The 12,349-nt window shown below is 42.0% G+C and carries 8 protein-coding genes; 5 read left to right on the top strand and 3 right to left on the bottom strand.

Going from position 1 to position 12,349, the window contains the following annotated elements:
- Nucleotides 1-200: 200 nt before the first annotated feature.
- The 3 genes from sucD to dctA all read right to left on the bottom strand — a co-directional run bounded on the left by sucD (nt 201) and on the right by dctA (nt 3,405).
- A complete protein-coding gene (gene sucD, locus PQO05_RS03890; protein WP_273631343.1) occupies nt 201-1,079 on the bottom strand; it encodes a succinate--CoA ligase subunit alpha in 879 nt (292 codons plus the stop codon).
- 512 nt (nt 1,080-1,591) lie between these two features.
- Nucleotides 1,592-2,002 carry a hypothetical protein gene (locus tag PQO05_RS03885; RefSeq protein ID WP_273631342.1) on the bottom strand — a complete coding sequence of 137 codons (411 nt, stop codon included), beginning with the start codon at nt 2,000-2,002 and terminating at the stop codon, nt 1,592-1,594.
- Nucleotides 2,003-2,148: 146 nt separating this feature from the next.
- Complete coding sequence (gene dctA / locus PQO05_RS03880) at nt 2,149-3,405, bottom strand: C4-dicarboxylate transporter DctA (protein WP_273631341.1); 1,257 nt, start codon at nt 3,403-3,405, stop codon at nt 2,149-2,151.
- Nucleotides 3,406-3,541: 136 nt separating this feature from the next.
- Between dctA and leuS the strand changes: the two genes are divergently transcribed.
- The 5 genes from leuS (at nt 3,542) to PQO05_RS03855 (ending at nt 12,252) form a co-directional block, all read left to right on the top strand.
- Nucleotides 3,542-6,355, top strand: coding sequence for a leucine--tRNA ligase (leuS, locus tag PQO05_RS03875; protein ID WP_273631340.1), 2,814 nt, complete (start codon nt 3,542-3,544; stop codon nt 6,353-6,355).
- 446 nt (nt 6,356-6,801) lie between these two features.
- A complete protein-coding gene (locus PQO05_RS03870) occupies nt 6,802-9,315 on the top strand; it encodes a TonB-dependent receptor (RefSeq protein WP_273631339.1) in 2,514 nt (837 codons plus the stop codon).
- A 283-nt stretch (nt 9,316-9,598) separates the two neighbouring features.
- Entirely contained in the window at nt 9,599-10,072 is a 474-nt protein-coding gene (gene rlmH / locus PQO05_RS03865; RefSeq protein WP_273631338.1) for a 23S rRNA (pseudouridine(1915)-N(3))-methyltransferase RlmH, read from the top strand.
- Nucleotides 10,073-10,323: 251 nt separating this feature from the next.
- Entirely contained in the window at nt 10,324-11,262 is a 939-nt protein-coding gene (locus tag PQO05_RS03860; RefSeq protein WP_273631337.1) for an aspartyl/asparaginyl beta-hydroxylase domain-containing protein, read from the top strand.
- 42 nt (nt 11,263-11,304) lie between these two features.
- Nucleotides 11,305-12,252 (top strand): cation diffusion facilitator family transporter, encoded by a 948-nt coding sequence (locus tag PQO05_RS03855; protein ID WP_273631336.1) that lies wholly within the window; start codon nt 11,305-11,307, stop codon nt 12,250-12,252.
- The last annotated feature ends 97 nt before the right edge of the window (nt 12,253-12,349 follow it).

Below are 12,349 nucleotides of genomic sequence, written 5' to 3'. Positions count from 1 at the left end.
AGGGAGCTCATTAATACCTATGAAAACAAACACAGCATTAATAATCTCGTAGCTATACAGATCGAATAAACATTGGCGACGAGATTGCCACGCTATCGCTCGCAATGACAAAATGGGTATGGACAGTGTTAAACAAAAAAATCCCGATCCAACCGGACCGGGATTTCTCATATCTCAAATCTAATATCTCAGATCTATAATTAAGCTAATTTAGCCAGCTCTTCTGCCATAGCAGCGCCAATTTCAGCTGGAGATTGTACTACACGGATACCGCACTCGGCCATAATTTTCATTTTGGCAGCAGCAGTATCATCAGCACCACCAACGATAGCACCAGCGTGACCCATACGGCGGCCCGGAGGCGCAGTTTGGCCAGCGATGAAACCTACTACTGGCTTAGTACCGTTTTCTTTGATCCAACGGGCAGCATCAGCTTCCATACCACCACCAATTTCACCAATCATGATGATACCGTGAGTGTCTGGGTCGTTCATCAGTAACTCAACCGCTTCTTTGGTTGGTGTACCAATAATCGGGTCGCCACCAATACCGATAGCAGTAGTGATACCTAAACCGGCTTTAACAACCTGGTCAACCGCTTCGTAAGTTAAAGTTCCTGATTTTGAAACCACACCAACATTACCTTTTTTGAAGATAAAGCCTGGCATAATACCAATTTTAGCCTCATCAGCAGTAATAATACCCGGGCAGTTAGGGCCAATTAAACGGGTGTCTTTATCAGTTAAATATTCTTTAACCGCAATCATATCCTTAGTAGGTATGCCTTCGGTAATACAAACAATCACTTTAATGCCAGCCTCAGCAGCTTCCATAATGGCATCAGCTGCAAAAGCAGGAGGTACAAATATGATAGATACATCAGCACCGATTTCAACAACCGCATCTTTAACGGTATTGAAAACTGGTTTATCTAAGTGTTTCTGGCCACCTTTGCCTGGCGTAACACCGCCAACCAACTGGGTTCCGTACTCAATCATTTGCGAGGCATGGTAGGTACCTTCGTTACCGGTAAAACCCTGTACTATAACTTTTGAATCTTTATTTACGAGAACGCTCATGGTTTTTTTCTTTTACGATGGCAAAGCTAAAGTTATTGACTATAAAGTCAAATTATTTTTACGCCAGTTGGCGGTGTTGTTGTATAAAATTTACAAGGTAATGTTTGTGTTATAAAAAGGTTAAAATAAGGGAAAGTTTGGGTGGTGATTTTGCGAATATGGTAATAGGAATTATGGTGAATTGAGGTTAGTTGGATATATTGTTGGCTATGTATTATGAAATATAATGAGATGTTGATGATGAGAAGGTATAAAAAGATGAAGGTTGATATATTCTTGTTAACCGAGAACAGGGTGGCATTGTATTGTGGTTGATGTAATGGGATAAAAGAAGTATCTGCGATTTCCAAAACTCACTAATTCACCATTCACTCATTCAAAACTAAATCTGGGCATTACCTTCGGCCCGGGCTTTCCACTCATACGCCTGCAGGCATTGGGCGCGAGGCCGGTATCCGCTGCAATCCCTAATGCGGAGGAAAACATTAACGACAACATCAATCACATTTTTATTAAAAAAATGAGGTTATTAATTTTATGAATACAACAATTAAACTTGATATTACAAATATTGAGATTACTCTAACCTCGGGGTACAAGGCAGCTAAAATTGTTAATATTATAAATAATAAAGCTAATATACCCACTATTACAATTCTATTATTTTTAATTAAAGTAAGCTTATCAGTATTAGGTGTAGCGTTGCTTAACAACATAATAGTAATACCCAAAAACACAGTAATTAACCCGGCACTGCCTGATTCTATTTTGCCGTTAAAAATGGCCGACTTAATATCAACAGTACCGGTAGCATTAATTCTTTTGTAAAGCAAAAATATCCCACCAATTATTAAGATAATTCCTGTAGCAGTTGACATTGTTCTTCTTACTTCTTTTGGAGTCCAAACGTTACTGTTATTCATTACTATTTGATGCGTGTCAAAGTTAAGTTTATAATATCCCTAACTAATATAGCCTTTTCACTACACCTTTAGTGCACGTGTGCTTTCATTTTATTTCTTACCAAATCCGAAATCGAACATCCGAAATCCGAAATTATTCTCCCCCTTTAGGGTGCCGGGGGGCTTATCGCCAACCTATACTTCTCTTCATCAAAAGCTTTCTCACTTTTGGCAATAACCACACTGGCAATACCATTACCAATTACGTTGGTTAAGGCACGGGCGAGCGACATAAACCTGTCTACACCCAGCAGTATTGCCACGCTTTCGACCGGGATTACTTTAATTGCCGTCAATGTAGAAGCCAGTACAATAAAACCGCTGCCTGTAACACCTGCTGCACCTTTAGAGGTTACCATCAGTATACCGATAATAGTTAACTGTTGGCCCAGCGAAAGCGGGATATGAAATGCCTGCGCCAAAAAGATAACCGACATAGAAAGATAGATCGTGGTACCATCGAGGTTAAAGGAATAACCCGTCGGAATCACCAACCCTACCACAGATTTGGCGCAGCCGAATTGCTCCATCTTCACCATCATACTCGGCAATACCGGTTCTGAAGATGAGGTTCCGAACACGATCAAAATTTCCTGGCGGATAAATTTCAAATACTGCCACAGGCTGATCTTGTTGATCACACAAATGATATTCAACACTACAAAAATGAAAACTGCCATAGCCAGGTAAACTGCTCCCAATAATTTCAGCATAGGCAACAGTGTCGAAATGCCATAAGTACCCACCGTAAAAGCCATACCACCAAAAGCACCGATTGGGGCAAACTTCATCACCACGCCCATAATGTTGAAGAATACTTTCGAGAGTTTATCGATACCTTCTACCACAGATTTTCCGCTGTCGCCCATTTTGCTTAATCCGTAACCAAACAAAATGGCGAAGAACAGGATCTGCAGAATATCGCCTTTGGCAAAAGCTTCAATTACGTTTCCGGGTACAATGTGGGCAAAAAAATCGCCCCAGTGCATTTGGGCAGCCTGGGCTTCATAGCCCGCCAGTTTGGGGTCTACCTTGTGGGCTGCATTTACCACCATGCCGTCGCCTGGGCGTAACACATTAGCAAATACTACACCCAATACCAATGCAAATGTGGTTACTACTTCGAAGTATAAAATAGCCTTACCGCCTACCCTGCCTACTTTTTTCATATCGTTCATACCGGCTATACCGAGTACAATAACGAAGAAAATGATAGGTGCAATGAGCATGGTAATCATACTGATAAATACCTTGCTGATGGTCTGTGCCGTTGGCGCAAAGCCTTTAAAGTAAATGCCGACTACAACGCCGAGCACAATAGCGATAATAACCTGGAAGGTGAGGTTGGAGAATAAACGTTTCATGGTTAACAATTATACTTAATTAGGGGCTAATTAAACAATTAACACTTTGGTAAAAATGTAGTAATGCGTAAACTCTATTAGATAAGCCGTCATTTTTCTTAAATTCGCAATCGCATTTTTTATAGCGTTAGCAATAATGGATTATCAGTTTAAAGACATCGAGAAAAAGTGGCAGCAGTTTTGGGCTACCAATCAAACATTTAAAGCCGACAACCAATCGTCAAAACCAAAGTATTTTGTGCTGGATATGTTCCCTTATCCATCGGGGGCAGGTTTGCACGTTGGGCACCCGCTGGGTTACATCGCTTCTGATATTTTTGCACGCTATAAACGCCTCAAAGGCTTTAACGTTTTGCACCCAATGGGTTACGATTCGTTTGGCTTACCGGCCGAGCAATATGCCATACAAACCGGCCAGCACCCGGCCATTACTACCGAAGATAATATTGCCACTTACCGCCGCCAGTTAGACCAGATCGGGTTCTCGTTCGACTGGAGCCGCGAAGTACGCACCAGTTCGCCCGGCTATTACAAGTGGACGCAATGGATCTTTATGGAGCTGTTTAACTCGTGGTATAATAAGGTTGCCGAAAAAGCAGAATCTATTGCCTCATTGGTTGAGCATTTCGAAACCCAAGGATCAAAAGGCATCAACGCCGTGAGCGACGAAGAGGTATTAACCTTTACTGCCGATGAGTGGAAAGCGTTATCATCTGAAGAACAACAACAGGAATTATTAAAATATCGCCTTACCTACCTGCGCGAAAGCACCGTAAACTGGTGTGCCGCTTTAGGTACCGTATTGGCAAACGACGAGGTAAAAGACGGCTTCTCTGAGCGCGGCGGTTACCCTGTTGAGCAAAAGAAAATGATGCAGTGGAGCATGCGCATCACCGCATACGCTGAGCGTTTATTGCAAGGCCTCGACACCATTGACTGGCCGGAACCGCTAAAAGAAATGCAGCGCAACTGGATCGGCAAAAGTGTTGGGGCGAGTGTTAGGTTCCAGTTATCAGTTTCGGGGAGCCAGACTGAAAACTCGCAACTCACAACTCAAAACTTTATAGAGGTTTTCACCACCCGTGTTGATACCATTTTCGGCGTAACGTTTGTGGTATTGGCACCAGAGCATGAGTTGGCTGCACAACTAACCACGCCAGAGCAAAAAGCTACTGTTGAAGCATACATCGCCCAAACCAAAAAGAAATCGGAGCTTGACCGTATGGCCGATACCAAAACAGTATCGGGTGCATTTACCGGCAGCTATGTATTAAACCCGCTAAACGGCGAGAAGATCCAGTTATGGATTGCCGATTACGTGTTAGCTGGCTATGGTACTGGTGCAGTAATGGCCGTTCCATCGGGCGATCAGCGCGATTATTTGTTTGCCAAGCACTTCAATTTGCCGATTGTGCCTATTATGGACATTCAGAACATTGAAGTAGAAGCCGACCCGACTAAAGAAGGTAAATACATCAATTCTGACTTCATCAATGGCTTAGAATACAAAACAGCAACCGCTGCCGTAATTGCCAAATTGGAAGAAGTTGGAGCCGGTAAAGCCCGTGTTAACTTCCGTATGCGCGATGCCATTTTTGGCCGTCAACGTTATTGGGGCGAGCCTGTTCCGGTTTATTTTAAAGATAACCTGCCTCACTTAATCAGCGAAAGCGAATTGCCGCTTTTACTGCCCGAGGTTGATAAATATTTACCAACCGAAAGCGGCGAACCACCTTTGGCCCGCGCTGCAGATTGGAACTATAACGGCTTTGAATATGAGTTAAGCACCATGCCGGGTTGGGCTGGCAGCAGCTGGTACTGGTATCGCTACATGGATGCCCAAAACGATACCGAATTTGCATCGAAAGAAGCAATTGAGTACTGGAAAGATGTGGATTTGTATATCGGTGGTTCTGAGCATGCAACCGGTCACCTGTTGTACAGCCGTTTCTGGAACAAATTTTTGAAAGATATAGGTAAAGTTGTTGAAGAAGAACCTTTCAAGAAGCTGATTAACCAGGGGATGATCCAGGGTCGATCTAACTTTGTTTATCGTTTGGTAGATGAAGAAGGCCGCCCGACCAACACCTATGTATCTCATGGTTTGATAGATCAGCATAAAACAACGCCATTACATGTTGATGTTAACATTGTAACCAATGAAGTGCTTGACCTGGAGAAATTCAAAAAATGGCGTGCCGAATATGAGACTGCTGAGTTTATTTTAGAGAACGGCAAATACATCTGCGGTGTTGAAGTTGAAAAGATGTCGAAATCTAAATTCAACGTGGTTAACCCTGACGATATTATTGAGCGTTACGGTGCCGATACCCTGCGCATGTACGAAATGTTCTTAGGTCCGCTGGAGCAAAGCAAGCCATGGAACACCAATGGTATCGAAGGTGTGTTTAAATTTCTGCGTAAGTTCTGGAGGTTGTTTCATAACGATGCATGGGAATTTACCGTATCTGACGACGCACCGACTAAAGCAGAGCTAAAATCATTACACAAAATCATCCGTAAGGTTGAAGAAGATATCGAGCGTTTCTCGTTCAACACCTCTGTTTCCAGCTTCATGATCGCGGTTAACGAATTGACTGATCTCAAATGTAACAAACGCGCCATTCTGCAAGAGATGGTGATTATCCTTGAGCCTTATGCACCTCACATTTGTGAGGAGCTTTGGGTATTATTAGGCAACGAGGCAGGTACATTATCGTACGCCGCCTACCCTAAATTTAACCCTGAATATTTGGTTGAAGATGAGTTTGCTTATCCGATCTCTATCAACGGCAAAACTAAAATGAACCTCAACATCCCGCTTTCGCTTGATGTGAAAGATACCGAGGCTTTTGTTTTAGCCAACGCCGATGTGCAACGCTACCTCGATGGCAAAGCCCCTAAAAAGGTGATTGTTGTAAAGGGTAGGATTGTGAATATGGTAGTTTAAGCTGCGAGAAGCAAGAATCGAGAAACAAGAATCAAGATTTAAGCTAAACAAGTTTTACCGTCATTGCGAGGAACGAAGCGATCCCCGATCTACAGAGCAGCTCTGTAAAGTTCGCGATTGCTTCGTGCCTCGCAATGACAAATTTTATATCCATACAATAATCGCTGCCGCAAGTTTTCAACTTGTGGTAATAATGTTGTAAGGTTTCACCTTACGTAAGCTGGAAGCTTACATAAGTACAGTCACAAGTTACGCTATGCTAAACTTGCGACAGCCTATTAACTAATTTAACAACCTAAATCATTACAACTCAAACACCCTCAATGCGTTAAATAGACACATTTATTTGTAACAAACGTGTCATCCTTACCACATTTACTACTTTCTTCATTTTTGCCTGTAACATTTGAAGTAATTTCGCCTCTAATCCACAAAATCATTAATAAATGAAACGTATACTTTTACTTTTTGCAATATTCTGTACTGTACTATCGGCTAAGGCCCAGATGGGTGTGGGTGGCGGTGCAACCATCACCGGACGGATCTCTGGTACGGTGATCGACTCCCTATCCGGCAAACCGCTGGACTATGCTACTGTCAGCATTTTCCGTAGTGGTGGCAAGGTGCCGCTTAACGGGGTACTAACCGACTCGAAAGGAGTTTTTAAACTGGACATTAAGCCCGGCAACTATAAACTGGCCATCAGCTATATTGGCTACCCAACCAAGGTGATTGATCCTGTATTAACCACAGGTTCAAAGCCTGATAAAAACATTGGTTCTATCATGGTATCTCCAGGTGCCAAAGCTTTGAAAGAAGTTGTGGTAACCGGCAAAACCTCATTGGTTGAAAGCCGTATCGATAAAATCGTTTTCAATGCCGAGAAAGATATTACCTCAACCGGTGGTAACGCTACTGACGTATTACAGAAAGTACCATTGGTAGCTGTTGATATCAACGGTAACGTATCAGTACGCGGTGATCAAAACGTGCGTGTATTAATCAACGGTAAACCATCAGGCGCTATGTCGGCCAGCTTATCGGATGTATTGAAAACCATCCCTGCCGATCAGATTAAAAGCGTAGAAGTAATTACCTCACCTTCGGCAAAATATGATGCAGAAGGTTCGGCAGGTATCATCAACATCATCACCAAACAAAAAAACATGTCGGGCTTTAGTGGTTCGGTAAGTGGTGGTGTGGGTACACGCCAAAACAATGGTAACCTTAACTTAAACTACAACAAAAACCGTTTTAGCTTAAGCGCCAACATTGGTGGTAACTATACCTGGCCTCAAAAATCAACCACTACGTTTAACCAATCGTTTACAAACAGTGGTAACATCAACAGTAATTCAGAAAGTACTATTAAACGTTTTGCCTCTATCGGTTCGGTAACTGCCAGTTATGATGTAAATAACTATAACAGCTTTACTTCAACCATCCGTTTAAACAAAGGTGGTTTTAATAACAGCGGCCTTACACAAACCACACAAGCTGGTTTTGCCGATCCTACACAAAATGTTGCCTACTCATCGCCAACAAGCTCACACAACTCTTTTGGCGGTTTCGACTGGAGTGCCGACTATACTCACAAGTTTAAAAAAGAAGGCCATGAGTTAACTTTCTCTGGTCAGTGGAGCCACAGTATCATCAATACAGATTACAGTAACCAGTACCTTAATACCACCCTTAAAGAAAACCAAAAGGGCAAAAACGATGGTACAAACGATGAGTATACCTTCCAGGCCGACTATACTTTGCCTGTAACCAAAGCCTTTAAATTTGAGGCCGGTGGTAAAACCATTTTAAGAAGGTTAAGCAGCGATTACGAAGTTTATAACGACCCTACTTACAGTGGTAACTATATTTTCGACAATCTTAACTCAAACACTTATGGCTACAACCAGAATGTAGTTGCGGGTTATAGCGTATTTACGGTTACATTACCTAAAGGCTACTCATTAATTGGTGGCGCACGTGTTGAAAATACCGACATTAAAGGTAACCCGACCGACAATGCTACCCAATTAAACCTGGTACCGTTTACACAAAACTATACCACTTTTATACCAAGCTTTACGGTACAAAAAGCTTTAACGCCAACATCAACCATAAAGCTGAGCTATAGCAAACGTATACAGCGCCCGAGCTTAACTTACTTGAACCCGTTCATTAACAAAGCCAACTTCCAGAGCCAAAGCGAGGGTAGCCCAAGATTATCTCCGGAGATTTCACAAACTGTAGAGTTGAACTATAACACCTTTATCGGTTCATCAATTATCAACGCATCGGTTTACTACAAACACACCGGCGACATGATCGAGAACCTTTCTAATTCTGTTATAGATGTAAACCCTACCAATGGCGATTCGGTTAACGTTACCCGTAGTAAATATGTAAACGTGGGTGTAAATAACTCGTGGGGAGCCAGCATTTTTGGTTCGGTAAACCCGGTTAAAGCCATCACACTTCGTGGTAGTATCAATGCTTATACTTACAACCCAACTCCTTATGCTTTATACACCAGCCAGCTCAGCCAATCGGGCGTGTATGTACAATATACTGCTTTCGTAAGCGTATCTGCCGATTTGGGTAAAGGTTATGTGGCCGAAGGTTTTGGCTTTACCAACTCGCCTCGCCGTACCATACAAGGTACCAGCCCAACATTTAGTATGTACGCATTTGGTGCTAAAAAACAACTTTGGAACAAGAAAGCTTCTATCGGTTTAAACACAGTTACACCGTTTAGCAAAGACAAATATTTCAAACAAAATATTTCGAATGCCAACTTCTCACAAACCAGCAGCACAGCGTTTCCATTCCGTTCGTTCGGTGTAACGTTTAGCTACAACTTTGGTAAAGTAAGCTTCACTGCCGATAAGAAAAAGATCAACAACGACGACACCAAACAAGGTGACCAGGGCGGTGGTGGTATCCCTGCCGGTGGTAACAATTAATAAAGAACAATCCTTCACAATTTGTAATATGGCCATCCCGGTATTCGGGATGGCTTTTTTTGTGGAATCAATTTTAGCATCTTAATTTATACCCCTTATTAAGGGCAGTGATATAGCAATACCTTTGCTTTCCCCTAAATTAGGGGGACACTATTGTCGGTGCAATTTGCAACAGCGTAAATAAGGGGTATAATTTAGGCTTGACATTGGAAGCATATATGATTAACAGGCTAAGCCATCCCCCTAATTTATTATAACCCGTATATTTGCCCCATAATTAATTATGAAGATTACCCTGCTCACCGTTGGAAAAACCGAAGATGCCTACCTCAAAGAAGGCATCGATAAATATATTAAACGACTGAAGCATTATATTAAGCTGGACATTATTGATCTGCCCGAGCTGAAGAATACCAAAGCCCTCACCACTGATCAGCAGAAAACAAAAGAAGCAGAGTTGATTTTAAAGAAACTCAGTAATACTGATTATGTGATATTGCTGGATGAAAAAGGCATGGAGCTTACCTCCACACAATTTTCGGCTTATCTTGATAAAAAAGCGATTGGCTCGGTACAAAACCTGGTATTTATAATCGGCGGGCCTTATGGTTTCGATCAATCAGTTTACCAGCGGGCTAACGATAAAATGTCCCTTTCGCGGATGACGTTCTCGCATCAAATGGTTCGTTTGTTTTTTATTGAACAGTTGTACCGTGCCTATACGATATTAAAGGGTGAACCTTACCACCACGAGTAAGTCGTTTAATCCTGTATTCTTCTATTATACCTCTTAAAGTTAGAAGTGGTAGCACTGTCACTGCATTCCCCTAATTTAGGGGAACACCACAGTCTGAGAAACTTGCAGTAGCATTCCCAAGGGGTAAAACGTCGTACAATACCTCACCGTATTAAGTAATTATTTCGTCAAAATTAAAAATTCTGTAGTTTTTGGTATTGTGTTAAAAAATCCAATCAAATAAATTTGGGTAACACACTAATACCCTGCGTATGAACGACATTTTACACGAGCTGTTTTCGGTGAAATTCATCATTCTGTACAGCCTCATTATCGCCACCATTATTATTCATTACCGTGGTAAGGTACGTTACAAATTCTTCCGTCAATTAACAGATCATTCTACCTTTATGGCGCCTATCAATGTGCCCATGTATGCCTTATCAGCGGTAGAAAACAAACCTTATATTAATTCGGCACCATTCCCCGAATTGAATCTGCTTAAAGAAAACTGGCAAACTATAAGGGACGAAGCCATTTTGCTCGAACGTGAAGAACTCATTAAAGGATCAGATAAATACAACGATATTGGCTTCAACTCCTTTTTCCGCCGTGGATGGAAACGCTTTTATCTGAAATGGTACGGTAACTTTCACCCTTCTGCCGAAAAGTATTGTCCAAAGACAGTAGAGTTGCTTAGAAATACACCGAGCATTAAAGCTGCCATGTTTGCTGTATTACCTGCAGGCAGTCAGTTGATGCAGCACCGCGACCCTTATGCAGGATCGTTGCGTTATCATTTGGGGTTAATTACACCGAATTCTGAAGCCTGCCATATCGTAGTTGATGGCCAAACCTATGCCTGGAAAGATGGCGATGATGTGTTGTTTGATGAAACCTATATCCATCATGCCCAAAACCAGACTGACATGGACAGGCTCATTTTATTCTGCGATGTTGAGCGCCCGGTTAAAACCATGTTTGGCCGGGGCTGGAATAGGTTTTTCGGCTGGTTTGTAATGTCGGCAGCAACATCGCCCAATATGGGTGAGGATAAAACAGGCAACCTTAACAAGATCTTTAAATACGTTTACTCCATCAGGCTGGTGGGTAAAAAATTAAAAGCCTATAACGAGCTATTGTATTACGCGGTAAAATACACATTGATGCTATTGATATTGTACGCGCTGTTTTTGAGGCATGTAATCTAATTTTTATACAGCCCTGTGCAAATTTATAACTAGTTTTGCGCAATGGCACACGACCACGGACATTCGCATGGGCACGACCACTCACACGGGTTTGGACATCATCACGATCACGCTCCTAAGCTCGATCATTTAAATAAAGCTTTCATTTGGGGTATTATCCTTAATTCGGCATTTGTAATTATCGAAGTTGTTGTGGGCTTTATGCAAGGCTCACTTTCCCTGCTTACCGATGCAGGCCATAACGTAAGTGATATTGCCAGTTTAGCATTAGCCTTACTGGCTTTTAAGCTAACCAAGGTTAGCGCTAATGAGAAATATACTTACGGTTACAAACGCTCTACCATTATGGTTTCGTTGTTTAACGCCATTATCTTACTGGTTTCAATAGGCTTTATTGTTTACGAGGCTATAATCCGCTTTACGCACCCACACCCTTTAGAAGGTGGTACCATTGCCTGGGTTGCCCTAATTGGTATTGGCGTTAACGGTTTTACAGCCTACTTATTTGTACAGGATAAAGACAAAGATATTAATGTTAAAGGCGCTTACCTGCACATGGCTATGGATGCTATTGTATCGCTGGGTGTAGTTATCTCTGGTGTTATTATTTACTTTACCCACTGGTATGTGATAGATAGTATTGTAAGCTTAATTATTGCCGTTGTTATACTAGGCGGCACCTGGGGTTTGCTTAAACACAGTATCCGTTTAGAGATGGATGGTGTACCTGCAGAAATGGACATCAAAAAGATTAAGCAGGAGCTCATGAAAGCCAAAGGTGTAGCAGATATTCACCACATACACGTTTGGGCCTTAAGCACCACCGAAAACGCGCTTACCGCACACGTGGTGATTAACCCCGATGATATTTCGCTATTCGATAAAATTAAACATGATCTGCGCCACCGGTTGGAGCACTTAGATATTACCCACTCTACCTTCGAGGCCGAGTTTGTTAACGAGAAATGTCAGCAGCAGGAAGGGTGTTGACATTTCGGATTTAAATACTTTACAAAATTACGAATGTTCGATTTCGGATTTAAATACTTTAGATATAAACAGCAAAGAGAAAAGGGTCAATGAAACT

It is taken from the genome of Mucilaginibacter jinjuensis (genome assembly GCF_028596025.1).
Classification (GTDB): domain Bacteria; phylum Bacteroidota; class Bacteroidia; order Sphingobacteriales; family Sphingobacteriaceae; genus Mucilaginibacter; species Mucilaginibacter jinjuensis.
This window is presented reverse-complemented; position numbering and strand designations above follow the sequence as displayed.

Bases quoted from the DNA above. Each gene is read 5' to 3' on its own strand.
- PQO05_RS03870 (WP_273631339.1), top strand. From the start codon at position 6,802: ATGAAACGTATACTTTTACTTTTTGCAATATTCTGTACTGTACTATCG.
- PQO05_RS03860 (WP_273631337.1), top strand. From the start codon at position 10,324: ATGAACGACATTTTACACGAGCTGTTTTCGGTGAAATTCATCATTCTG.
- sucD (WP_273631343.1), bottom strand. From the start codon at position 1,079: ATGAGCGTTCTCGTAAATAAAGATTCAAAAGTTATAGTACAGGGTTTT.
- dctA (WP_273631341.1), bottom strand. From the start codon at position 3,405: ATGAAACGTTTATTCTCCAACCTCACCTTCCAGGTTATTATCGCTATT.
- PQO05_RS03855 (WP_273631336.1), top strand. From the start codon at position 11,305: ATGGCACACGACCACGGACATTCGCATGGGCACGACCACTCACACGGG.
- leuS (WP_273631340.1), top strand. From the start codon at position 3,542: ATGGATTATCAGTTTAAAGACATCGAGAAAAAGTGGCAGCAGTTTTGG.
- PQO05_RS03885 (WP_273631342.1), bottom strand. From the start codon at position 2,002: ATGAATAACAGTAACGTTTGGACTCCAAAAGAAGTAAGAAGAACAATG.
- rlmH (WP_273631338.1), top strand. From the start codon at position 9,599: ATGAAGATTACCCTGCTCACCGTTGGAAAAACCGAAGATGCCTACCTC.